General features: G+C 64.9%; 23 protein-coding genes and 1 tRNA gene. 12 read left to right on the plus strand and 12 right to left on the minus strand.

Annotated elements, in window-relative coordinates:
• The first annotated feature begins 31 nt into the window (after nucleotides 1–31).
• From JJ918_RS12430 to JJ918_RS12445, 4 genes are read left to right on the plus strand one after another with little or no spacing between them, the layout of a single operon-like run.
• Nucleotides 32–1,576 (plus strand): bifunctional GNAT family N-acetyltransferase/carbon-nitrogen hydrolase family protein, encoded by a 1,545-nt coding sequence (locus tag JJ918_RS12430; RefSeq protein ID WP_291887763.1) that lies wholly within the window; start codon nucleotides 32–34, stop codon nucleotides 1,574–1,576.
• Nucleotides 1,564–2,046 carry an N-acetyltransferase gene (locus JJ918_RS12435; RefSeq protein WP_291887765.1) on the plus strand — a complete coding sequence of 161 codons (483 nt, stop codon included), beginning with the start codon at nucleotides 1,564–1,566 and terminating at the stop codon, nucleotides 2,044–2,046. The genes JJ918_RS12430 and JJ918_RS12435 overlap by 13 nt, the downstream gene beginning before the upstream one ends.
• Nucleotides 2,043–3,533, plus strand: coding sequence for a RimK family protein (locus JJ918_RS12440; RefSeq protein ID WP_291887767.1), 1,491 nt, complete (start codon nucleotides 2,043–2,045; stop codon nucleotides 3,531–3,533). Before JJ918_RS12435 ends, JJ918_RS12440 begins: the two co-directional genes overlap by 4 nt.
• 4 nt (nucleotides 3,534–3,537) lie before the next feature.
• Nucleotides 3,538–3,918 (plus strand): hypothetical protein, encoded by a 381-nt coding sequence (locus tag JJ918_RS12445; protein ID WP_291887770.1) that lies wholly within the window; start codon nucleotides 3,538–3,540, stop codon nucleotides 3,916–3,918.
• A gap of 6 nt (nucleotides 3,919–3,924) precedes the next feature.
• On the opposite strand, the gene JJ918_RS12450 is transcribed toward JJ918_RS12445, so the two are convergent.
• The 3 genes from JJ918_RS12450 to JJ918_RS12460 form a co-directional block, all read right to left on the minus strand.
• On the minus strand, nucleotides 3,925–4,056 hold the full coding sequence (locus JJ918_RS12450) for an entericidin A/B family lipoprotein (protein WP_291887772.1): 132 nt from the start codon (nucleotides 4,054–4,056) through the stop codon (nucleotides 3,925–3,927).
• A gap of 111 nt (nucleotides 4,057–4,167) precedes the next feature.
• Nucleotides 4,168–4,296 (minus strand): entericidin A/B family lipoprotein, encoded by a 129-nt coding sequence (locus tag JJ918_RS12455; protein WP_367277704.1) that lies wholly within the window; start codon nucleotides 4,294–4,296, stop codon nucleotides 4,168–4,170.
• A gap of 75 nt (nucleotides 4,297–4,371) precedes the next feature.
• Complete coding sequence (locus JJ918_RS12460) at nucleotides 4,372–5,478, minus strand: pentapeptide repeat-containing protein (RefSeq protein WP_291887774.1); 1,107 nt, start codon at nucleotides 5,476–5,478, stop codon at nucleotides 4,372–4,374.
• 209 nt (nucleotides 5,479–5,687) lie between these two features.
• Here JJ918_RS12460 and JJ918_RS12465 point away from each other — a divergent pair, with 209 nt between their 5' ends.
• On the plus strand, nucleotides 5,688–6,350 hold the full coding sequence (locus JJ918_RS12465; protein WP_291887776.1) for an AraC family transcriptional regulator: 663 nt from the start codon (nucleotides 5,688–5,690) through the stop codon (nucleotides 6,348–6,350).
• On the opposite strand, the gene JJ918_RS12470 is transcribed toward JJ918_RS12465, so the two are convergent.
• Nucleotides 6,302–6,697 carry a VOC family protein gene (locus tag JJ918_RS12470; protein WP_291887778.1) on the minus strand — a complete coding sequence of 132 codons (396 nt, stop codon included), beginning with the start codon at nucleotides 6,695–6,697 and terminating at the stop codon, nucleotides 6,302–6,304. The two genes, JJ918_RS12465 and JJ918_RS12470, sit on opposite strands and share 49 nt — an antisense overlap.
• Before the next feature lie 222 nt (nucleotides 6,698–6,919).
• A tRNA-Ser gene (locus JJ918_RS12475) sits at nucleotides 6,920–7,007 on the minus strand.
• A gap of 175 nt (nucleotides 7,008–7,182) precedes the next feature.
• Here JJ918_RS12475 and JJ918_RS12480 point away from each other — a divergent pair.
• From JJ918_RS12480 to JJ918_RS12505, 6 genes are all read left to right on the plus strand, one after another.
• Nucleotides 7,183–8,091 (plus strand): septal ring lytic transglycosylase RlpA family protein, encoded by a 909-nt coding sequence (locus tag JJ918_RS12480; RefSeq protein WP_291887780.1) that lies wholly within the window; start codon nucleotides 7,183–7,185, stop codon nucleotides 8,089–8,091.
• A 99-nt stretch (nucleotides 8,092–8,190) separates the two neighbouring features.
• Nucleotides 8,191–9,336 carry a D-alanyl-D-alanine carboxypeptidase family protein gene (locus tag JJ918_RS12485; protein ID WP_291887782.1) on the plus strand — a complete coding sequence of 382 codons (1,146 nt, stop codon included), beginning with the start codon at nucleotides 8,191–8,193 and terminating at the stop codon, nucleotides 9,334–9,336.
• A gap of 5 nt (nucleotides 9,337–9,341) precedes the next feature.
• Nucleotides 9,342–9,974: a dTMP kinase gene (gene tmk / locus JJ918_RS12490; RefSeq protein WP_291887784.1), complete on the plus strand. Its 633-nt coding sequence runs from the start codon at nucleotides 9,342–9,344 to the stop codon at nucleotides 9,972–9,974.
• Nucleotides 9,971–11,014, plus strand: coding sequence for a DNA polymerase III subunit delta' (locus JJ918_RS12495; protein ID WP_291887786.1), 1,044 nt, complete (start codon nucleotides 9,971–9,973; stop codon nucleotides 11,012–11,014). Before tmk ends, JJ918_RS12495 begins: the two co-directional genes overlap by 4 nt.
• Nucleotides 11,015–11,022: 8 nt before the next feature.
• Nucleotides 11,023–11,805: a TatD family hydrolase gene (locus tag JJ918_RS12500; protein WP_291887788.1), complete on the plus strand. Its 783-nt coding sequence runs from the start codon at nucleotides 11,023–11,025 to the stop codon at nucleotides 11,803–11,805.
• A complete protein-coding gene (locus tag JJ918_RS12505; protein WP_291887790.1) occupies nucleotides 11,802–12,662 on the plus strand; it encodes an MBL fold metallo-hydrolase in 861 nt (286 codons plus the stop codon). Before JJ918_RS12500 ends, JJ918_RS12505 begins: the two co-directional genes overlap by 4 nt.
• Nucleotides 12,663–12,668: 6 nt before the next feature.
• On the opposite strand, the gene JJ918_RS12510 is transcribed toward JJ918_RS12505, so the two are convergent.
• The gene (locus tag JJ918_RS12510; RefSeq protein WP_291887792.1) at nucleotides 12,669–13,118 is read right to left on the minus strand and encodes a DUF411 domain-containing protein; all 450 of its coding nucleotides are present in this window, start codon (nucleotides 13,116–13,118) and stop codon (nucleotides 12,669–12,671) included.
• 94 nt (nucleotides 13,119–13,212) lie between these two features.
• Nucleotides 13,213–15,075: a glycoside hydrolase gene (locus JJ918_RS12515; protein WP_291887794.1), complete on the minus strand. Its 1,863-nt coding sequence runs from the start codon at nucleotides 15,073–15,075 to the stop codon at nucleotides 13,213–13,215.
• 383 nt (nucleotides 15,076–15,458) lie between these two features.
• Here JJ918_RS12515 and mazG point away from each other — a divergent pair, with 383 nt between their 5' ends.
• Nucleotides 15,459–16,277 (plus strand): nucleoside triphosphate pyrophosphohydrolase, encoded by an 819-nt coding sequence (gene mazG / locus JJ918_RS12520; RefSeq protein ID WP_291887796.1) that lies wholly within the window; start codon nucleotides 15,459–15,461, stop codon nucleotides 16,275–16,277.
• A 110-nt stretch (nucleotides 16,278–16,387) separates the two neighbouring features.
• Here mazG and hflX read toward each other — a convergent pair whose 3' ends face one another.
• From hflX to trkA, 5 genes are all read right to left on the minus strand, one after another.
• The gene (hflX, locus tag JJ918_RS12525; RefSeq protein ID WP_291887798.1) at nucleotides 16,388–17,737 is read right to left on the minus strand and encodes a GTPase HflX; all 1,350 of its coding nucleotides are present in this window, start codon (nucleotides 17,735–17,737) and stop codon (nucleotides 16,388–16,390) included.
• Complete coding sequence (gene hfq / locus JJ918_RS12530) at nucleotides 17,734–18,009, minus strand: RNA chaperone Hfq (RefSeq protein ID WP_291887800.1); 276 nt, start codon at nucleotides 18,007–18,009, stop codon at nucleotides 17,734–17,736. Before hfq ends, hflX begins: the two co-directional genes overlap by 4 nt.
• A 107-nt stretch (nucleotides 18,010–18,116) precedes the next feature.
• Nucleotides 18,117–18,965: a D-amino-acid transaminase gene (locus tag JJ918_RS12535; protein WP_291887802.1), complete on the minus strand. Its 849-nt coding sequence runs from the start codon at nucleotides 18,963–18,965 to the stop codon at nucleotides 18,117–18,119.
• A gap of 10 nt (nucleotides 18,966–18,975) precedes the next feature.
• Nucleotides 18,976–20,379 (minus strand): potassium transporter TrkG, encoded by a 1,404-nt coding sequence (locus tag JJ918_RS12540; RefSeq protein ID WP_291887805.1) that lies wholly within the window; start codon nucleotides 20,377–20,379, stop codon nucleotides 18,976–18,978.
• A 3-nt stretch (nucleotides 20,380–20,382) separates the two neighbouring features.
• Complete coding sequence (gene trkA, locus JJ918_RS12545) at nucleotides 20,383–21,756, minus strand: Trk system potassium transporter TrkA (RefSeq protein ID WP_271186658.1); 1,374 nt, start codon at nucleotides 21,754–21,756, stop codon at nucleotides 20,383–20,385.
• Nucleotides 21,757–21,763: the final 7 nt, after the last annotated feature.

The following is a 21,763-nucleotide window of genomic DNA, read 5'->3' on the forward strand; positions in this document are numbered from 1 at the left end:
AGTTGATGCAGACAGCAGATCGATCGGTGCCATGCCCCGCCAGACTTCCCGCTCCGCCCTCAATGTCCGCAATGCCACCTTGCAGGACATCCCCGGTATCGTCGCGCTTTCCGGCAAGGTCTATCCCGTCATGGGGGCCTATTCGGAAAGCGAGATCCAGGGTCAGCTCATCAATTTTCCCGAAGGCCAGGTCGTCGTCGAATACGAGGGCGAGGTGGTCGGCTATGCGGCCAGTTTCATGATCGACGAGGCTGCAGCGCTGTCTCCGCACACCTGGGATGCGATCACGGGCAACGGCTATGCCTCGCGGCACAATCCGAAGGGCGACTGGCTCTACGGCATGGAAATCTGCGTTGATCCGGACCGACGGCGTCTGCGTATCGGACAACGCCTTTATGATGCCCGGCGTGAACTGGCCGAACGGCTGGAACTCAAGGGCATCGTGTTCGGCGGCCGGATGCCGCACTGGAAACGGCGGCGCAAGCAGTATTCGACGCCGAAGGCCTATCTCGCGGCCGTGATGGCCCAGGAAGTCGCCGATCCGGTGATCCGCTTCCAGACCCGTATGGGGTTCGAGCCGATCGGTGTGCTCAAGGCCTACCTGCCGTCGGACCGGGAATCCGGCGGCTACGCCACCCACATGGTCTGGCGCAATCCCTATGCGATCGAGCAGACCAAAAGCGAAAGCGCGCCACCGGGATCGAAGGATGTCGTGCGCGTCGCGACCGTACAGTTCCAGCAGCGCCGCGTGTCGAGCTTCGAGGAATTCATCGGCAATATCGAATACTTCGTCTCGGTGACCTCGGATTATCGCTCCGATTTCGTGGTCTTCCCCGAACTCTTCACGCTGCAGCTCCTCGCCCTGGAGGAGACGCGCCTGACGCATGCCCAGTCGATCGAGCGGCTCACCGAGTACACGCCGCGCTTCGTCGAGGAGATGCGGCAGATGGCTATCAGCTACAACATCAACATCATCGGCGGCTCGCACCCGACCCGCACCGATGACGGGGACATTCAGAACGTCGCCTATGTCTTCCTGCGCGACGGGTCCGTGCACGCCCAGGAGAAGATCCACCCGACACCGTCGGAACGGCACTGGTGGAATATCAAGGGCGGCGACCAGCTCGGCACGATCCAGACCGATTGCGGTCCGGTGGGCATCCTCATCTGTTACGACAGTGAATTCCCCGAGCTTGCCCGCAAGCTGGCGGATGAGGGCGCGAAAATCTTCTTCGTACCGTTCTGCACCGATAACCGGCAGGGCTATATGCGGGTGCGCTACTGCTCCCAGGCCCGGGCCATCGAAAACCAGTGCTATGTCGTGATGTCCGGCAATGTGGGAAATCTGCCGGGTGTGGAAAACATGGACATCCAGTACGCCAAGTCTTGTATCCTGACGCCGTGCGACTTCAACTTTGCCCGCGACGGGATCGCTGAGGAATGTTCGGAAAATGTCGAGACGGTCTCGATCGCCGATCTCGATCTGACCGACCTCGACTGGGCCCGCCAGGAAGGCACGGTGCGCAATCTGCGTGATCGCCGCTTCGACCTCTACGCCATCCGATGGAAGCGGTAGCCGTCCGCGAAGCTGGCCGGGACGACCTCCCGGCAATCGACGCGATCGAAGCAGCCAGCTTCGACCGCGACCGTTTTCCGCGGCGCAATCTCGCCCGGATGCTCAAGGGCGGACGGACCCGCTTTTTCCTGGCGGACGAAGGTGCGGGATATCTCGCGCTGAGTTTGCGGCGCGGTGCGCGCAGCGGACGAATCTATTCCCTGGCAGTCCATCCGGGTGCGCGTGGTCGGGGAATTGCGAGTGCCCTGATCGAGGCTGCGAGAACCAAGGCGCGGTCGGAGAGACTGCGTTCGCTGCGCCTTGAGGTCCGGGAGAGCAATCTGGCTGCACGCCGGCTCTATGAGCGCGAAGGATTTTGCTTGCGCGAGCGGCGTCCGGCCTATTACGAGGACGGCGAAGCGGCCCTGCAACTCGAAGCGCTCCTTGAACCTCAGGAGCCGGCACGGACCCGGGAGACACCGATCTCGTGAGCGACTGGCTCATTCTCGTCGAACACGCCACCGACGTGGCGCAGCACGAAACGCCGCACAAGGTTCTGCGTGTGCGGGATTATCTGGCGAACCCGCGGCTCTTCATGTCGCGCCGTCCCAATATCATCAATCTCGCCCGGTCCTATGCCTACCAGTCCAACGGCTATTACGCGTCGCTGCTGGCCGAGGCGCGCGGCCACCGGATCGTGCCGACGGCCCAGTCGATGGTCGAGCTGTCGCGCAAGACGCTCTACGCCCAGGCACTGCCGGAACTCGATGCGGCCCTGGCGCGTGAGACCGAAGGACGGAACATGCCGGCCGGCCCACTCCTTGTGGCCTTTGGGCGCGTGCATGAACCGGGACTGAAACGGTTCGGGCGGCTGCTGTTCGACTGGTTCCGGGTCCCCGTGCTTGAAGTTAGCCTCAATCCGGGCGGCCGGATCGAGCGGATTCGTCCGGTCCCGCCCAACACGCTGAAAGGCGAGGCGCGGGACTTTTTCCTCGAGAGCCTTGACGCCCATACGGGCCGGGCCTGGACGGCCCAGAAGGACCGGGTGCCGGCGCGCTGGTCCTTGGCCGTGCTGGCCGATCCAAAGGAAGCCCTGCCGCCCTCGAGCCCGGCCTCGCTGAAACGCCTCGCAGCGGTTGCAGCAAAAATGGGTGTCGAAGTCGCGCCCATCGGGCCGAATGACCTTTCCAGCCTCGCGGAATACGACGCGCTGTTCATCCGGGCGACGACGGCGATCGACAATTACACCTACCGCTTTGCACGGCGGGCTGAACAGGAAGGCATGCCGGTCATCGATGACACGGCTTCGATGATCCGCTGCACCAACAAGGTCTTCCTGAAAGAGCTGATGGAGCTGGGCGGTGTGCCGTGTCCACGCACTGAAGTGCTGGACGAAAACCAGTCCCTGGACGGGCTGATCGAGCGGCTGGGCAGCCCGGTCGTTCTGAAGGCACCGGATGGCTCCTTCAGCCGCTCGGTCCACAAGGTCGCCAACGAAGCCGAGCTGAAGGAACGCGCCAAGGCGCTGTTCAAGGACACGGCCCTGATCATCGCCCAAGAATACATGCCGACCGCCTATGACTGGCGGGTCGGCGTACTGGATGGCAAACCCCTCTATGCCTGCAAGTACAAGATGGCGCGCGGCCACTGGCAGATCATCAAGCATGGCGAGGGCGGCAAGGTGACCGAAGGCGGTTCGGAGACCGTTGCCGTCGAGAATGCTCCGGCCGAGGTGATTGATGTCGCCGTAAAGGCGGCCCGCATGATCGGGCAGGGGCTTTACGGCATTGATCTCAAGCAGAACGACCGCGGCGTCTTTGTCATCGAGGTCAATGACAACCCCAATCTCGACGGAGAGGTGGAAGGCCTGGTGCTCAAGGACGCGCTCTGGCAGTCCATCATCAGCTGGTTCGCAGACCGCCTGGAGCGCCGCATCGGTGGCGTGCCGGGCCAGGCCGGGCGGGACGCGGGAGTCTGACGCAATGTCTTACGAAGGTCGCTGTCATTGCGGGCGCGTGGGCTGGACGCTGAACGCCGAGCCGCAATGGCTGACCCGCTGTAATTGCTCCTATTGCCGGCGCAGCGGGGCGCTCTGGGCCCATGCGAGCCAGGCCGAGATCAGCGTGCATGGATATCCCGCCGACAGGATCCACTACACGCACGGCGAGGCAATGCTCGCCTTCGTGTCATGCCGGCATTGCGGCTGCACGACACACTGGGAGAACCTGTCCGCGGGCTCCGATGGCCAGAAGCCGGAAGAGACGCGTATGGCTGTCAACGCCGCCATGTCGGATCCCGACCAGATTTCGCATCTGCGAATCCGTCACTTCGACGGCGCCGACAGCTGGGACTTTCTCGATTAGCGGTGCTTATTGGTCCGCGGCGTCCTGGACCGCTTCACCCGCATCCTCGACGTCTTCTCCGGCGCCGTGAACGGTGTTGCAGGCGGCCAGCGAAAGCGTGGTCAGCGCAAGAAGAAGGCCGGTCACAAGGTTTTTCATCGCAACAATCTCCATTTGCAGAACGTGTGCAGGAGATACGCATAAGTGCAGGAAAGGGTTCCACACCCCGTCCCGAAACCTTGTGAGGACCTGTTGGTTTGCCGGCAGTGCCTAGCTTGATGCGTCCTGGACGGCCTCGCCGGCGCGTTCGACATCCTGTCCGATACCGCGGATGGTGTTGCAGGCAGCAAGCGAGAGGGCAGTCAGGGCGATCAGGACGCCGGTAGCGAGCTTTTTCACGGGGCGATTTCCTCTTTGGAACACAAGGGAAGACTAGCATGCACGGGCCGGTTGAAAAGCCGGATACGCGCGGTTTCACGATGCGATGAAAACCTGGTCCTGTTGGCGCAGCCGCGTATCGGTCTCGCAACGGGAAAACCAGGCCAGCTCGGGGGCGCTGCCATCGAAACGCGGAGCGAAGCGGCGTCCGCCCGCTCCTTCCAGGCTGCGAAGGTCGCAGCCGGAAAAGCGAGCATGAGCGAGTTTGCAGTTCCGGAAGGACGCGCCGCGCAGGTCGGCGCCAGTAAAGTCGGCATCGCGCAAATCGGCGCCATCGAAGACGGCTCCAATCAGCCGGGCGCCGGTAAACGGGACGCCCACAGCACAACAGTTCCTGAAAGACGCACCAGCCAGAGCGGTTCCAGAGAAGTCGCGACCGCAAACGCGGACATCTTCGCCATCGAAGCGTGGAACTGCGCCCTCGCGCCCCTGGGTTAGGGTCCACAGATTGCCAGCGCGGATGCGGTCCTGCAGGCCGGGTCGGGCGTCGCGCGCCTCGGGTGTCGGATCCCGCAAGGCGCCAGACAGGGCGTTGGCGTCCAGTCGGGTATTCGCAAGTGACACGCCGGTCATGATGGCGCCGTCGAAACGGGCACCCAGAAGGTTGGCGCCGCTGAGATCGGCCTCCGAAAGAATGGCATCCGAGAAGTCAGCCCCCTGAAGCCGTGCACCATTGAGGCGCGCGCCCTTCAACGAACAGTGTGAGAAATCCACGCTGGCGACCGGGCCATTCTGTCCGCCATGCAATTGACGGTCATTGTGGACGACATGGCGGACGAACCGCTCTTCTTCGTCAATGCGGGCCAGTTCCGCACTCCGGAAGTCGGCCTCATCAAGCCGAGCGCCGTTCAGGCGTGTTCCTCGCAGGGATACGCCCCGCAGGTCGGCCCGGCCCAGATCGCTGCCGCGAAAATCGCATCGCTCAAGCCGCGAGCAATAGAATGATGCAAAGCGCAGATCGCTCTCGGCAAAACGGCCGCCCGACAGATCGCAGCCAATGAACTGGATTCCCTCTAGTTTCCGGCGAAGCAGGCGCAGGTCGCTAAGCGTGCCAAAACGGAAGACGGCGCGACATCCTCCAGGAACACCCTGCACGAAGTCTTCATGTGCCGCGATCAGTTCCTCATTGGAGGTATGCCCCATGTCCCGTCGGTCCCGCTTCTTTGCATCTGTCAAACCTGTGCGGCCAAGCTTAAAATCGGGTCAAGCCCGGGCTGTTTCCTGCTGATATTGCGGCATAATTTATTAGGCGAGCGCGTGTCGATCGAGGACGAACGCAAGGCGGTCAAGCGCGCCGACGCGGACGCGCTCACGGTCTAGGCAGTCCCTGTGCCGCCTGCTATTCCCGCCGGATGACGGCGTTCCGCGAATACGAAAAATGGGCGTTCACCGCGACGGGCGGTGATGACGCGCCCGTCTTTCCCGATGGTTGTCGCGACGTCCTCGTGATCGAGACGCGGGCCGGTCCGCCGCGCATTGTTCTGACCGATCACGACCTCGTGCCGCGGCAGGTTCAACTGATAGCGGGAACACACATCACCGGCTACCGGCTTCGTCCCGGTTCGCAACTCGATCCGGGCGCTCTGGACGCCATTGCAAGACAGCCCGGCGATGCAGAGACCATACTCACGGCAAGCCTGCGCGATCCCGACGATCTCGGCGATGCAATCCTGGCGCTGACCCGGCCGGGGGCCAGCCTTGGATCCGTGGCCGCAGCGGCCGGCGTATCGGAACGCACCCTGCAGCGGCGATTTCGCGAATTCGATCTGCCTGCGCCCGACTATTGGCGCCTGCTGGCGCGGGCACGCCGCGCCGCGCAATCCTTCGCGTCGGCATGCACGCTGGCCGACATTGCCGGTGAAAACGGCTATGCCGACCAGGCCCACATAACGCGCGAATGCCTGCGCTGGTTCGGGGCGACGCCGGCCAGGCTGCGCGGGGATCCGCGCCGTCTTGGGTTGATATCTCAGCCGGCGCTGGGCAACTGGACCGCAGAACAGATCTCCACCAGATAACCGTCCGGATCGCTGACATAAGACGTGATCTGGCCCCAGGGCTCCTCGCGCGCATCCTGCTTCAGCGTGGCGCCGGCTTTGACGGCGCGGGCGAGGGCGGTTGGCACGTCCTCTGTCTCGAACGCCAGTTCAAACACCGGTGCATTGGCATCCGGCTTTTGGGGCGACTTCCCGAGCTGCCGCATCAGGGCCGTCGAGGAAAAGGCCAGCCGCGTCTCGCCGGTTTTCAGTTCGCCATAGTCTCCGCTTTCATGCAGGAAGTTCCGCTCCAGTCCGAAGGCGGCTTCGTAGAAGGCCATCGAGGCAGCGACGTTGTCGACATAGAGGATGGTGTAGCGAAAGATCATGCGGGGACTCCGGTGTGCAAAAGCGATCCCGGACATCTAGCGCATGTCATGCCAGCCCGTCTTGAAGGATCGCGACAGGCATGCGGCCTTGGCGGAGGGGACGAACCGATATCGAACCCGCAGGGTTCGCAAGCGCGACGGCGCGCCGGGCAAAGTTTCAAAAGGGTGGCAGGCCGCCCCGTCGGAGGCATTTGCGAAGCAATTGCCGCGGGATCAAGACAATGGCGGAGGGGGAGGGATTCGAACCCCCGGAACCTCGCGGTTCAACGGTTTTCAAGACCGCCGCAATCGACCACTCTGCCACCCCTCCGGTCCAGCGCAGATAACGGCGATACGGTCGCCGGCGCAAGTATGGATGCCAGAACGCGTCGCAGGCGCGGCGCCGCGGGTGCGCTGAACAGTCGCGACATGAAACAGGGTTACCCTCCCTTCACCAATCCGGGATAATCTCGCTCCAGTTTCGTCAGCGGAAATCCGGTTCAGCCTTGTCCAGACTGTCTCTCGCTCTTGTTGGCCTCGCCGCTGCGTCGCTCGCAGCGTGTGCATCCTCGCCCGAACGCTATTCCAGCTATCCGGCCTCGGTACCGTCGACGCCACCGCAGACGACGAGCGGCACGGCGACGCCGGTCGATATCGATGTGGCAGGGTTGATTGCGACAGACAGCGGTCACCAGAAGGTCGGCAACCCCTATCGCGTGGGCAGCCGGACCTATCGTCCGCAGCGCGACGATCGCTATGACCGCACCGGAATTGCGTCCTGGTATGGTCCGAACTTCCACGGAAGACCAACGGCCAACGGCGAAGTCTTCGACCAGTACGCGATGACGGCCGCGCACACGACCCTGCCCATTCCCTCGATCGCGGAAGTCACCAATCTTGAAAACGGGCGCAGCATCATCGTTCGCGTCAATGATCGCGGCCCCTTTGTGGACGACCGCATCATCGACCTGTCACGGGCCGCGGCGACCGAGCTGGATTATGTCGGCTCGGGCCTTGCCCGCGTACGTGTGCGCTATCTCGGTCCGGCCCATCCTGACGCGCCGCCGCCTCAGCGCAATGTCCGGCTTGCCGGCACACCGGCTTCCGCCATCGCTGGGCAACCATCCAGCCCCGCCACGGCCCAGACCGTCGCCGCCGTCGAGGACATTCCGGTCCGCGCCGGACGGGATGTGACGCTGCAGCTCGGTGCTTTCAGCGATGCGGACAATGCCGACCGGCTTGTCCAGCGCGTCGCCGGAGCGGGAGAGGTTTGGGTCGAGCCCGGTCAGTCCGACCATGGCCCGATATATCGCGTCTTCTTCGGACGCTGGGCCGATCGCAGCGGCGCCGATGCGGCACGGGCCAGCCTGGCCGACTGGGGCGTTTTCGGCGCCCGGATCGTCGCCCTCGACTGAGCCTGCTGCGTCCGTGGCGCTGGACGCCATGGTCTTGCCGCGCTTTGATGCTTCCTGTTGCCAAGCCGCCCCATCTGATTCCGGCCAGGGAGTTCCTCCGTGCGCAGTCTTCTTGCGATTCTTCTTCTCGCCATTCCGGTTGCAGCCGCACCGGCCGTCGCCCAGAACACCTATGAGACCGATGCCAGCCATGCGGTGATCATGGATTTCGAGACCGGCACGATCCTGTTCTCGAAGAATGGCGACGAGCCCATGCCGCCGGCCTCCATGTCCAAGATGATGACGGTGCTGATGGCCCTGGAGGCCATCGAGTCGGGCTCGCTGTCGCTGGACGATGAACTGCCCGTGTCCGAAGAGGCCTGGCGCCGCGGCGGCGCCGCGTCCGGATCGTCGACCATGTTTCTGGACGTGAACAGCCGGGCCCGCGTCGAGGACCTGCTGCGCGGTGTCATCATCCAGTCCGGCAATGACGCCTGCATCGTCCTCGCCGAGGCGATCGGCGGCAGCGAGGCGGCCTTCGCCGACATGATGACCCAGCGTGCCCGCGAGCTGGGCCTGGAGAATGCGCACTTTGCCAATTCCACGGGCTGGCCCGATCCGGATCACATGGTCAGCGCGGAAGACCTTGCCCGCATTGCCCGGATCCTCATCCGCGATCATCCGGATTTCTATGGCATCTGGGCCGAGCGGGAATTCACCTATAACGGCATCCGCCAGTACAACCGAAACCCGCTGCTCGGTGTGTTCTCCGGTGCCGATGGCCTGAAGACCGGCCACACGGAAGACAGCGGCTACGGCCTTGTTGGATCTGCCGAACGCGATGGCGAACGCCGCATCATCGTTTTCAACGGCATGGATTCGAATTCGGCCCGCGCCGCCGAGGCCGAACGCATGATGCGCGCCGCGCTCACCGATTATGGCGTCTACAATCTTTTTGCGGCCGGTGACACGGTGGAGCATGAAGCCGAGGTCTTCATGGGGACGGTATCCACTGTCGCGCTTCGTGTCGACGAGGATATTGCCGTCGGCCTGCACCGCCGGGCCCGCCGCGACATGACGGTTTCCGTGAACTATGAAGGCCCCGTTTCCGCGCCGATCGCGGAAGGCGATGTCATCGCCACGCTGACGGTCGAAGCGCCCGGCATGGAGCCCCAGGACTTCCCGCTGGTCGCCGCGAATGACGTTCCCCGCAAGGGGCTGATGGGCCGTATCGGGGCTGCACTTGTCCACATGATCCGGGGCTGATCGGCGTGCGGGGCAAGTTCATCACACTTGAAGGCGGCGAGGGTGCCGGCAAGACGACGCTGATCAAGGCCTTGCAGGCGGCGCTTGCGGCAAAAGGCCTGGATGCGGTCGTCACCCGGGAGCCGGGCGGTACGCCCGGCGCCGAAGTCCTGCGCGACATCCTGCTCAAGGGGGCAACGGATCGCTGGTCTCCGGTCACCGAGGCGTTGTTGATGTATGCCGCGCGCGTCGATCACGTCGAACGGTTGATCGAGCCGGCGCTGGCGCGCGGCGCCTGGGTGATTTCCGACCGTTTTGCCGATTCCACCCTGGCGTATCAGGGCACGGCCGGCGGCGTTCCGCTCGAGCGGATCCGCCAGCTGCATGAGGCCGCGCTGGGCGACTTCCGCCCGGATCTGACCCTCGTGCTCGATCTCGACCCGCGGACCGGGCTGGAGCGGACGGTCGCGCGCGGCGAGGATGCGACCCGTTTCGAGCGTTTCGACGCGGACTTCCATGCGCGTCTGCGCCAGGCTTTTCTGGATATCGCAGCGGACGAGCCTGAGCGCTGCGTTGTGCTGGATGCGGGTTCCGATGCGGATGCCGTTGCCGCGGCGGCTCTTCAGGCCATCGAGACGCGGCTCGGCGCCCCGGCATGAGTACCGATCCGGATACCGGGTCCGACGTCCAGCCGGGCTGCCTGCCGCCGCGCGAGCGCTATGACCTGTTCGGCCACGAGGCCGCTGAGCAGGCTTTCGCGAAGGCCTGGCAGAGCGGACGCCTGCATCACGCCTGGATGATCACCGGGCCGCGCGGTGTCGGCAAGGCCAGCTTCGCCTGGCGCGCCGCACGCCGGGTTCTCGGTGCCGCGCCGATGGAGGAGGGCGGCCCGCTCGGCTCCAGCCCGCAGGACCCGGTCTGCAAACTGCTGGAGGCCCAGGCCAATCCGGATCTCCTGCTGCTGCGGCGTCCCTGGGACGACAAGCGCAAGCGCTGGCGCGCCGAGATCACGGTGGAAGAAGCGCGACGGGCGCCGCATTTTTTCGAAATGAGTTCCGGTGCCAAGGGCGGCTGGCGGGTCTGTATCGTCGACAGTGCCGACGAGATGAACACCAATGCTGCCAACGCCTTGCTGAAAACTCTTGAAGAGCCGCCGCAACGTGGTGTCCTGTTTCTCGTGACCCATACGCCAGGCCGTTTACCGGCCACCATCCGCTCGCGCTGCCGCCGGCTCGACCTGCGCGCGCCCTCCGTCGAGGCGACAGCGGACTGGCTGGCCTCCGTCAGCGATGCCACCGCCGGCGATGCCCTGGCTGCGTCCAGGCTGGCTGCGGGCGCACCGGGGCGGGCGCTGTCCCTGCATGTCTCGGGCGGGGTCGGCCTGGCCCGCGATGTCGAGGCCATCGTGGAGAAAGGGCGTTCGGCCGGCGAGCCGGAAATGCGCCGCCTGGCCGACCGGATTTCCACCAAGGCCGGCGAGGATCTGCGCGGGTTGTTCTACGAGGCGCTGGCCGGTGCCCTGCGCAATCAGGCGCGCCGCCGAGCCGCCAATGGCGAAGACGTGACGGCCTGGCTTGCTGCCTGGCGGGAGCTTGGTTCGCTTGTCCGGGATGCCGAGGCACTTTATCTCGACCCGAAACAGAGCGCGCTGGCAGCCCTTTCAATTGCCCGGGACGCTGCGCGCAAGGAAGTCGCCTGAGACCGGTCATGTTCATCGACACACACGTCAATCTTCACGGCGAGCAATTTGCCGACGATCTCGACGCCGTCATCGAACGGGCCCGCGCGGCTGGCGTTGAGCGCATGATCGCGATCTGCTGCCGTCTGAGCGATTTCGAAGCCGTCTCCGCCATCGCCGAGGCGCATGACGACATCTACTGTACGATCGGCGCCCATCCGCACCACGCCAAGGACCGGCCGGACATCACCGCCGGCGAGCTGGTCGAGATCGCCCGCCACCCCAAGGTCGTCGGTATCGGCGAGACCGGGCTGGATTTTCACTATGGCTATTCCCCGCGCGAGGACCAGTTCGCCAGCCTGAAAGCCCATATCGAGGCGGCGCGCCAGACGGATCTGCCGCTCGTCCTGCATACCCGTGAAGCGGATGAGGCGATGGCGGATCTTCTGGAAGAGGAAATGGGGAAGGGGGCCTTCCGACCCTTGCTGCACTGCTATACCGGCGGCGCCGATCTGGCCCGCCGGGCCGCCCGTCTCGGCGCATATTTTTCGGCGTCCGGCATTGTGACCTTCAAGAAGGCCGAAGATGTGCGGGCCGTGTTTCGCGATGAAGTTCCGGATGACCGGGTGATCCTGGAGACCGACTGTCCCTATCTCGCGCCCGTGCCGCACCGTGGCAAACGTTGCGAGCCGGCCTTCCTGCCCGATGTCGCGACGGGGCTGGCTGCCGTGAAGGGCTGGACGGTCGAGGACTGCGCAGCCCGGACCACACAAGCCGCGCTCAACCTGTTCGACCGGATCGAGAAACCGTGACGGGTCTGGTCCGGATAACCCTGCTGGGCACCGGATCCTCGGGCGGCGTGCCGCGTGCGAATGGTGATTGGGGTGACTGCAATCCGAACAACCCGCGCAATCGCCGCCGCCGGTGTTCCGCCCTGGTGGAGCGGGCCAGGACCCGTGCCGATCTGGATGGCGGAGAGGCGGTGACCCGGGTCGTGATCGATACCTCGCCGGACTTCCGGGAACAGATGCTGTCAGCCCGGGTGACGCGGATCGACGGTGTGGTCCTGACCCATGATCATGCCGACCAGACCCACGGCATCGACGATCTGCGGGCCTTTGCATACCTGCAACGTCAGCGCATCCCTGTGTGGATGGACGCCCCCACAGCAGCAACATTGGTGTCGCGTTTCGGCTACACATTCGACACACCGCCGGGCTCCAGCTATCCGGCCATTCTCGATCGCCGCGACATGCCGCATTTCGGCGAGCCGGTGTCGATTGACGGGCCGGGCGGTGAGGTTTCGCTCATTCCGGTCGACCAGGAGCACGGATCGATCCGCTCGCTCGGCTTCCGGATCGGCGACATCGCCTATTCGCCGGACATCAACGCCTTGCCGGAGGCGAGCGTGCCGCTGCTGGACGGTGTGGGCTGCTGGATTGTTGACGCCCTGCGCCGCGAACCGCATCCGACACATTTCACCGTCGACGATGCCCTCGCCGCGCTGGAGCGCGTCGGCGCCCGCTTCGGCGTGCTGACGAATATGCACATCACGCTGGACTACGACGTGCTGGTCGACACGCTGCCCGAGCATGTCTGGCCCGGCTATGACGGGATGCGCCTGATCTGGGATGGCGAGAGCGTGCGGTTCGACGACGTTCCGGAATAGGGTTCCTCAGCCCTCATGGCTGGCGAAAACCGACAGGTTGTCGCCGGAAAAGGCATAGACATCATAGGGTTCGCTATAGCCCGGCACTTTCATCCCCGGCGATCCGGCCGGCATGCCCGGTACCGCGATACCGGCAATCTGCGGCCGGGTGTCCAGCATTCGCAGGATATCCTCGGCCGGCACATGCCCCTCGATGGTATAATCGCCGATCCGGGCCGTATGGCAGGACCACAAGGCCTGCGGCACGCTGAACTCGGTCTTGACCGGTACCACATCCGGCATGTTGCGGACCGCAACCCGGAAACCGGCCGCTTCGACATGCTCGATCCACGCACCGCAACAGCCGCAAGTCGGTGATTTGTAGACCACCATGACAGGATGGTCCTCGGCGCTGGCGCGGCCGGCGAGCGCCAGGCTGGCGAGACCGGACAGGACGAGGGCGCGGCGGTCGATCATGAAGAGGCTCCGGATTTTTCGTGTTTCATCGCACTGTCTAGCAGACAAGGACTGACAGGACGATGCGGCGATCCGCGCGTTCCGATTGGCGGCCCTAGTTCGGCGGGCAGACAATCTGGCTTTCACCGTCGCGCTCGGCACGGACGCAATCGGGCGCAAGCCCGTCACGGACCTCGCCGGAAAAGTTCGCGGTCACCGTCAAGCCATCGGCAAAGCTTGTGCGCTGGACCAGACGGTCATCGCTGAGCCATTCGAAGCCGGTCATGGCGGCTGGCGCGTCCGTGCCATGAACTTCGCGGAAAGCGGTCTCGGCGGCACGCAGTTGCGGTGCGACCCGGGCCAGCTCCCGCCGGTCGAGATGCCAGAGCGTCGGCGTGCCGTAGAGCAGGGCGAGGGCAAAGCGGCGCGGCGCGAGGGCGGGGAATTTTGCCAGCCCGAACTCCCAGCGGTCGGTGGAAATCATCGCATCGTGGAAGACGGCCTCGAACAGCGGCAGGCGCCGGGCCGGCGAGAACAGGGCTTCGGTTTCCGTATCGGTGAGCTCGGCTGGCTGGAAGTAGCGGCGCGGACGGTCTTCCGGCCAATAGCCGCCGAACCGTTCGCGCTGGCGCAGCAAGGGCCAGATGGCGTCAAGATTGGCACTGTTTCCGCCATGCGAGTAATGCGTCACGCCGTGGGCCCAGCCGCCGACATGCTCGGATCCCAGAACCAGATCGTGATCCTCGATCGCGCTTCGCATCCGCTCAAGCCGGTTCTGTCGGTCGCGGACACGGTCCATCGGGTGATCGGGATGGTGGTCGGCATAAAAACTGCCGAAGGCATCAACATCGAGGAAGACATGGCGCGCGCCGGCCGATGCATGACCGGCATAGCGCGAGGCCACATTCGGTGCGCCTTCGCGGCGACGCAGCGCCTCGCTGGAAAGTTCACAGCCGCGTCCGGCAAAGCCGGTATGTCGCGCGCCGTCTTCTCCGGTGATACAGCCAGCCGGGAAGAGATCGCCCCAGTCCGCCGTGACGGTATCGGCCTCGCCGGAGGGCTGGGCATTGGCGAAGCTTTCATAGGGGCCGGCCAGCCATCCTGCAGCATCCGCAGCCGCCAGATAGGCCGGACGCAGGGCTTCATCCCAGCCATCGGCCTCATAGGCCAGCAGGATGCGCTCAATGCCGGCGGCTGCCAGATCGTCCAGAAAGGCGGGACTACGGCCATCGCCCCAGACGTAGGCGTGCGGCGCCCCGAAAAGCCGCTCGAGCGGCGCGGTGGCCGGCTGCTTGTCTGCAAAGGTGATCAGACCGTCCCGAATTTGCAGGCGCTCGCGATAGAGCCGGGCCGCAGCGAGCGGGTCGGCGGGTCCTGCAGACAGGGCCAGTTCCAGCGCCGGCGCATCCGGGGCGAAAGTGTAATGCAGACGAACGGCGCCCGCAGCGTCCTCGGGCCAGCAGATTTCTGCCTGCAGCCCGTCCAACAGGGCGTATGCGCCGCTGTGCGCGGCGGTCAGATAGGCCCAGGCGGGATAGGACAGGGCGCCCGTGCCCGTCCGGCATCCGGCCAGATCGGCATGTCCGGCCGGCAGGATCATGCCCTGGCCATCGGGTAAGGCCCATTCCGCTGCCGCCGGTGACGCCAGCGGCAAGTCCAGTTCCGACGGTTCATCGGACGTGACCTGCAGAACCAGGTTTTCGTGCTCGATCCGGACAAGGAACGCCAAGCCGGTCTCCGGCCATTGCCAGCTCGCGCTGGCCGATGATGTCTCAAGCATGCTGACGGCACCGACTGTTTCTACTGCCGACATGAGCGGAACCGGTCCGCCGGGCGTTATCCCGGTGACAGTCAGTGTCGCAGTGTCGATCCTGTAATGCGCGTCACCCTCGGCGAGCTGGACTTCGGTGCCTGCGATCGACGCGACGCCCTGAAGCCCGGTCAGGGCACCGAGGAGGACAAGAGCGGAGAACGACATGAGGGAACCTCTCGAGACGCGATACACGGAGCGCTTCGTTACAAACGTAACACCGATTCCCGGCATGTTTTCGTGACATCACAGCCTGATCTGACATCATGCCGATGCCGCTCCAATGTTTCTCATAATATTTATTATGCGCTAAATTGATGCCGCAGTCCGGCGGCGCGGCTTCGGCGCCCTCGTCGACTTGAAAGTGAAATTCCTAAGCGGTTTCAAATTCAAATGCCTGACTATCAAACCAATACCTCATTCGGGCTTCTGGTTCGCGTGGTATGGCAGGTGCATTCTGTGTTGCGGCTTGAAGTATCCTGCATCGCGTCGCGCGGCCGTTACGGGCTAGCATCGCGTTCGATTCCCGCGACCGCTGCCACGGAGCCGACATGACCGCGCCATCGCCCGATCTCGCCCCTATCGATCGCCTGCTCGCCATCATGTCGAAACTGCGCGATCCGGATGGCGGCTGCCCCTGGGACCTGGAACAGGATTTCCGCTCGATTGCGCCCTACACGATCGAGGAAGCGTATGAGGTTGCCGACGCGATCGAGCGCGGCGCGCATGGCGAGCTGAAGGACGAGCTGGGCGATCTTCTCCTGCAGGTCGTGTTTCACGCCCAGATGGCGCAGGAAGCCGGCCTGTTCGACTTTGCCGATGTCTGCCGGGCCATCAATGACAAGATGATCCGCCGGCATCCCCATGTTTTCGGCGATGCGGACACGCGCGACAGCGAAACCCAGACTGTTGAATGGGAAGCCATCAAGGCGGCCGAGCGCGCCGGATCGGCGAAGGGCGACCGCGTGCTGGACGATGTTCCGGTCGCCCTGCCCGCCCTCAAGCGTGCCCAGAAGCTCCAGAAGCGCGCGGCGCGCGTCGGGTTCGACTGGCCGGACGCCGAGCGGGTGCTGGACAAGGTGGATGAGGAAATCGCCGAGGTCCGCGAAGCCATCGCCTCGGGCAATGCCGCACATATCGCCGAGGAGATCGGCGATCTGATGTTTGTCTGCACCAATCTCGGCCGCAAGCTGAAGGTCGATGTCGAGACCGCAACGCGCGACGCCAACGCCAAGTTCGAGCGCCGTTTCCGCTATATCGAGGACCGTCTCGAGGCCCAGGGCCGCAAGCCCGAGGATGCCAGTCTGGACGAGATGGAAGCGTTGTGGACCGAAGCCAAGCTCAGGGAGAAGGCCGCGGCACCGGCCTGAATCCCGCCTCTAGAACAGGCGCGTTTCCCGCGAAATCGCCCCTGCTTAAGAATCTTGAGCGGTCGCGTGATCGAACCGGTGAACCGGTTTCCACTTCACCTGATCACGCTTCAGAACTCGTCCTCTTCCACCTCGCCAATTCCCTGCGGGATGGCCAGGTCGGGAAATTGCGCCCGGAAACGGCCGGCCTCGGCCGGCGCGAGGCGCACCCTCACCGTCGTCATGCCGGTTTCCGGATCCATGTGGCTGTCGCGGATCTCGCCATGGGAATGCAGCCAGGCCAGCGCGCGCGGCTGTTCCGGCGGCACGCGCACCTCGATCCGCTCGTCATCGCTGGCCAGGGCGGCCTCGATGGCGTCGACCAGCGCATCCACACCATCGCCCGATATCGCCGACAGCGGCAGTTTGACCGCCCGGCCGGCCTTCATGTTGGCGATATCCGCCTGGATGGCGAGATCCTCGGCCTCTTCAAGCGAAAGATTGTCGGCCTTGTTCCAGGCTTCGATCATCGGCTGTTCGTGTGCGGGCCCGGCCTCGATCGCATCGAGCACACTCATCACATCGCCGATCCGGCCCTCATGGTCCGGATCCGAGGCGTCTATGACATGGACCAGGAGGTTGGCTTCGCGCACCTCTTCCAGCGTGGCCCGGAAAGCCGCGATCAGCTCGGTCGGCAGGTCGGTTATGAAACCTACCGTGTCGGACAGGAGAATGCGGGTGCCGCCGGGCAGATCCACGGCCCGCACAGTGGGGTCGAGCGTCGCGAAGGGCATGTCCTGGGCGAACACCCCTGCCCCGGTCAGCTTGTTGAAAAGCGTGGACTTTCCGGCATTGGTATAGCCCACCAGTGCAACGGTCGGGAACGGCACTTCCTGGCGCTGCGCCCGGTGCAGGCTGCGCGTGCGCCGGACATCCTCGAGCTGGCGGCGCAGCTTGGCCATCTTCTCGTTGAGCAGGCGCCGGTCGGTTTCGATCTGGGTCTCGCCGGGACCCGCGAGGAAGCCGCGGCCGCCCCGCTGGCGTTCCAGGTGGGTCCAGGTCCGCACCAGGCGCGAGCGCTCATAGGCCAGGCGCGCCAGTTCGACCTGCAGCACGCCTTCCTTGGTGCGGGCGCGCTGGCCGAAGATTTCAAGGATCAGGCCGGTGCGGTCTATCACCTTGACGTTCCAAGCCTTTTCCAGATTTCTCTGCTGAATCGGCGACAAAGCCGTATCGATCACGGCGACATCCGCCGTGTTCTCCTCGATCCGCGCCTTCAATTCATCCAGCTTGCCGCGGCCGAAATAGCGTCCCGCATCGATCTTGCGGATCGGTGCGATGAAGGCCTCCGCCACCTCCAGGTCCAGCGCTTCGGCCAGGCCGGTGGCTTCTTCCAGACGCGCCTCCGAGCGTGCCACGCCATCGCGGGCGGTGGGATGAATGACAAGGGCGCGCGATACCGGCGCCTCGCGATCAATCAATCCGCGGTGCTTTCATCCGTTGCGTCATCCTCGTCCGCCCTGTCCGTATCGAACAACTGAACCGGCGCCGCCGGCATGATGGTCGAGATGGCGTGTTTGTAGACGAGCTGGGAAAGCCCGTCGCGGCGAAGAAGAACACAGAAGTTGTCGAACCAGGTTACGACGCCCTGAAGCTTCACACCATTGACCAGAAAAATGGTCAGCGGCGTTTTCGTCTTACGCACTGAGTTCAGGAAGACGTCCTGCAGGTTTTGTTTTTTATCGTGCGACATGTCGGCTCCACATGACTCGCTTGAAGCAAGCGATTCGCCAAACAGGGTATACAGGCCTCACCATGGCCTGCAACCATCTCATCTTTCTGAGAAAGCCGGAATGTTGATCACACGGCTGCCAGGTAGGCCTGACGAAGCTCGGCAGAAACCGAACCCGGTTCGCCATTTGCCACCGGACGGCCGTCAATCCGGGTCACCGGCATGACGAAATTCGTGGCCGATGTCAGGAAGGCCTCGCGGGCTTCAAGCGCTTCTGCGATCGTGAAAGGCCGCTCCTCCAGACGATAGCCGGCGGCCGTCGCTGTGCGGATCAGCGTTGCTCGCGTGATGCCGTGCAGGATGGCGTTATCGGCGGGCCGCGTGACCAGAGCGCCATCGGCCGTCAGGATCCAGGCGTTGGACGACGTGCCCTCGGTGACAAAGCCGTCAGCATCCACTTGCCAGGCCTCGTAGGCTCCTGCATCGCGCGCGGCCTGTTTGGCGAGCGTGTTGGGCAGCAGGTTCACGGTCTTGATGTCGCAACGCGCCCAGCGCTGGTCGGGTACGGAGATGACCGACACCCCCTGCTCTGCGCGTTTGGCCACGGCGCCCAGGTCGAGGCGCTTGGTCGTGAGAACGAGCGTCGGTCGCGTGCCGGGCGGCGGGAAGCCATGGTCGCGCCGCGCCCGGCCGCGGCTGATCTGCAGATAGACCAGGCCATCGCCGATGCGGTTGCGGCGGATCAGTTCGCGGATGAGGATCGTGAGAGCCGCCCGGGTGACCGGGTGCGCAATGCGCAGCTCGTTCAGGGAGCGGTCGAGCCGGTCGAAATGCCCCTCGGCGTCCAGCAGCTCGCCCTTGCGCACCGCCCAGACTTCATAGATCGCATCCGCGAACTGGAAGCCCCGGTCCTCGATGTGTACGGCGGCGAGGTCGTGGCGCTGAAAGCGGCCGTTGACGTAGGCAATCCTGGACACGCGTTCTCTCTTATTTCCTGATGAAGAGCGCCCATATGGCCGCAACCGCGGCGAGCACCTCCAGACGCCCGAGAATCATGGCTGAAATAAGGATCGGTTTGGCGTTGTCCGCAAGCTCGTCCCACCCGTGTCCTGCATTGGTTTCGTGCAGCAGCGGCCCGGCATTGGCCAACGCGGCCGCATTCGCCAGAAAGGCGGTCTGGAAATCCAGCCCGGCCAGGGCGAGCGCCAGGGTGCCGATCCCCAGACAGGCCAGAAAACCCAACACATAGGCCCAGATGCCGATCAGCGCCGTGTCGCGCACCGAGCGTCCGCGGAAGGTGACGGGCACCAGGCTGGACGGATCGGTCAGAACGGCGAGTTCCGATCCCATGCGCCGCCAGAGCAGAAGGATGCGGGAGATTTTTACACCGCCGGTCGTCGAGGCGGCCGCCCCGCCCACGAGCGCCACGAAGACCGCTGCCACCGGGACCGGCGAGGCCGGCGCGGACACGGTGTAGCCGCTGGTCGAGACGACGAAGAAGGCGTCGATGAAGTGAGACGGTATGTGCGATGTGTCGGCGATCACGTAGAGCACGCCCAGACCGCCCACGAGCGCGGCAATACCGGCCAGGTCAGGGTCCCGCAGCACGCCGCGATCGCGCAGGGCATCCCAGAACAGGGCAATGTTCACGGTCCCGGCCAGGCAGGCCAGCGCCACGATGAGCATCGATATCGTGCCGAAATTCGTCGCCAGCCCGCCATCGACCGGCGCATAGCCGGAGGTCGAGATCGCCGACATGGCCAGCACGCTGGCATCGAAGAAACCATTGCCGGCAAACAGCAGCATGAGCCAGGTGACGGCGGTCAGCACGGCATAGACCAGCCCGACCCGCCGCGCCGCGACCGGCAGGTGGGAGAGGATGTTGTCGGGGCGCACGGTCAGGAGTGCCGATTTGCGGATCGCGGGCACATCCCGGTCGAGTGCGGCGAACACGGCGATGGCGAGCAGCAGGGTCGCATACCCGCCCAGCCAGGCCAGCACAGCGCGCCAAAAGATCAAGGAGCGCGGCAGCTCGTCGGCGGGCAGCAGGGTCGCGCCGGTTGTCGTAAGGGCCGAATAGGCCTCGAACAGCGCATCCATCGGACCGAAATAGCCGGTCAGCCAGAATGGCAGCGCGGCAAAGGCGGGCGTCGTCACCCAGGCGAGCAGCGCCAGGCCCAGCGCATCGAGCGCGCTGGCGCCGACCTGCACACCGCGCGTGGCCGCCAGAACGAGCGCACCGGGCACGAAGGCGAGCCCCGCCGTGGTGATGAAGAAGGGCGCCAGGTGCCATTCCTCGACCGCCGGCGCACAGACAGCCGCCAGCAGTGCGATCAGCGCGACCAGTACCCACAGGGCCCCCAGGGGGCGGAAGAGCGCCGCAGGCGACATGGATCAGAAATATTCCAGGCTGACCCGGAACAGGTGCTCGACCTTGGGTACCAGCGCCTTGTTGCAGAACAGGAGAACGCGGTCGTTCTCGCGGATCCGGCCCTCGTCGCAGGGCAGGATCACCTTGTCGCCGCGCACCACGGCGCCCAGTGCCACCCCGTCCGGCAATTCCAGCTCGTCCAGCGTCTTGCCGACCAGCGGCGAGGTCGACAGGGCGATGCCTTCCAGCGCTTCCGCCTCACCGCCGCCAAGCGTCTGCAGGCCGGTGATCCGGCCGCGGCGGATGTGCTGGAGAATGGTCGACACGGTCGTCGCGCGCGGATCGATCAGCACGTCGATACCCAGCGGTTCGCGCATGCCCTCGAAGGTGCGGTCATTGATCAGGCTGAGCGCGCGTTCGGCCCCTTCCCGCTTGGCCATCACGCCGGAGAGCATGTTCACCTTGTCATCATTGGTGACACAGATGACGAGTTCGGCATTGGCGACACCGGCCTCGCGCAGCATGCGGGCATTCAGACCGTCGCCGTGCAGCACGACCGTCCGCTTGAGGCGTTCCGCGGCGTGTTCGGCGCGGGCCTTGTCGGCCTCGATCAGGCGCACCTTCACCCCGCCGGCGCGTTCCAGGGCGCGGGCGACATAGACGCCGATATTGCCGGCCCCGACCACCACGACGCGGCGGATCTGCTCGGCGCTGCGGCCGAAAATATCCAGCAGGCGCCGCACCTGCGCGCTCTCGGTGACGACATAGACATCATCGCCCGGCAGCAGCGGATCCTTGAGCTTGGGAATGAAGAGCGTGCGTTCGCGCTGTACGCCGACCACGGCGAGGCGCAGGTCGGGGAAGAGTTCCATCACCTGTTCGGTCGTCGAACCGGCTACCGGCGAGGTTTCCTCCAGACGCAGGCCCAAAAGCTGCACCCGCCCGCCGGCGAACACCGCCGTGGAGAAGGCGCCGGGCGTTTCCACCCGCTGCAGGATGGCGCGTCCGACCTCGAGCTCGGGCGAGATCACCACATCGACCGGCAGATTGCCGGTGGAGAAGAGATCGCCCCAGGCCGGATCGAGATATTCCTGGGCCCGCACCCGCGCGATCCGCATCGGTGTGGAGAACAGGGAATGCCCGACCTGGCAGGCGATCATGTTCACCTCGTCCGAATAGGTCACGGCGACGAGGAGATCGGCTTCCGCCGCCCCGGCCTTTTCCAGCACGTCGGGGTGGGAGGCGTGGCCGACGACGCCGCGCACATCGAGATCGGTCACGACATTGTCGATCAGCTCGGTCGACCAGTCGACGACGGTCACCGCATTGCCTTCCCGGGCAAGCGCCCGGGCAATACCCACACCGACCTGCCCGGCTCCGCAGACTATGGCTTTCATGTCGTCT

The sequence above is a fragment of the Maricaulis sp. genome, from assembly GCF_017642925.1.
GTDB lineage: Bacteria > Pseudomonadota > Alphaproteobacteria > Caulobacterales > Maricaulaceae > Maricaulis.

Bases quoted from the DNA above. Each gene is read 5' to 3' on its own strand.
- JJ918_RS12445 (WP_291887770.1), top strand. From the start codon at position 3,538: ATGTCTTACGAAGGTCGCTGTCATTGCGGGCGCGTGGGCTGGACGCTG.
- JJ918_RS12500 (WP_291887788.1), top strand. From the start codon at position 11,023: ATGTTCATCGACACACACGTCAATCTTCACGGCGAGCAATTTGCCGAC.
- trkA (WP_271186658.1), bottom strand. From the start codon at position 21,756: ATGAAAGCCATAGTCTGCGGAGCCGGGCAGGTCGGTGTGGGTATTGCC.
- mazG (WP_291887796.1), top strand. From the start codon at position 15,459: ATGACCGCGCCATCGCCCGATCTCGCCCCTATCGATCGCCTGCTCGCC.
- hfq (WP_291887800.1), bottom strand. From the start codon at position 18,009: ATGTCGCACGATAAAAAACAAAACCTGCAGGACGTCTTCCTGAACTCA.
- JJ918_RS12540 (WP_291887805.1), bottom strand. From the start codon at position 20,379: ATGTCGCCTGCGGCGCTCTTCCGCCCCCTGGGGGCCCTGTGGGTACTG.
- JJ918_RS12430 (WP_291887763.1), top strand. From the start codon at position 32: ATGCCCCGCCAGACTTCCCGCTCCGCCCTCAATGTCCGCAATGCCACC.
- JJ918_RS12470 (WP_291887778.1), bottom strand. From the start codon at position 6,697: ATGATCTTTCGCTACACCATCCTCTATGTCGACAACGTCGCTGCCTCG.
- JJ918_RS12515 (WP_291887794.1), bottom strand. From the start codon at position 15,075: ATGTCGTTCTCCGCTCTTGTCCTCCTCGGTGCCCTGACCGGGCTTCAG.
- JJ918_RS12465 (WP_291887776.1), top strand. From the start codon at position 5,688: ATGACGGCGTTCCGCGAATACGAAAAATGGGCGTTCACCGCGACGGGC.
- JJ918_RS12495 (WP_291887786.1), top strand. From the start codon at position 9,971: ATGAGTACCGATCCGGATACCGGGTCCGACGTCCAGCCGGGCTGCCTG.
- JJ918_RS12450 (WP_291887772.1), bottom strand. From the start codon at position 4,056: ATGAAAAACCTTGTGACCGGCCTTCTTCTTGCGCTGACCACGCTTTCG.
- JJ918_RS12435 (WP_291887765.1), top strand. From the start codon at position 1,564: ATGGAAGCGGTAGCCGTCCGCGAAGCTGGCCGGGACGACCTCCCGGCA.
- JJ918_RS12460 (WP_291887774.1), bottom strand. From the start codon at position 5,478: ATGGGGCATACCTCCAATGAGGAACTGATCGCGGCACATGAAGACTTC.
- JJ918_RS12510 (WP_291887792.1), bottom strand. From the start codon at position 13,118: ATGATCGACCGCCGCGCCCTCGTCCTGTCCGGTCTCGCCAGCCTGGCG.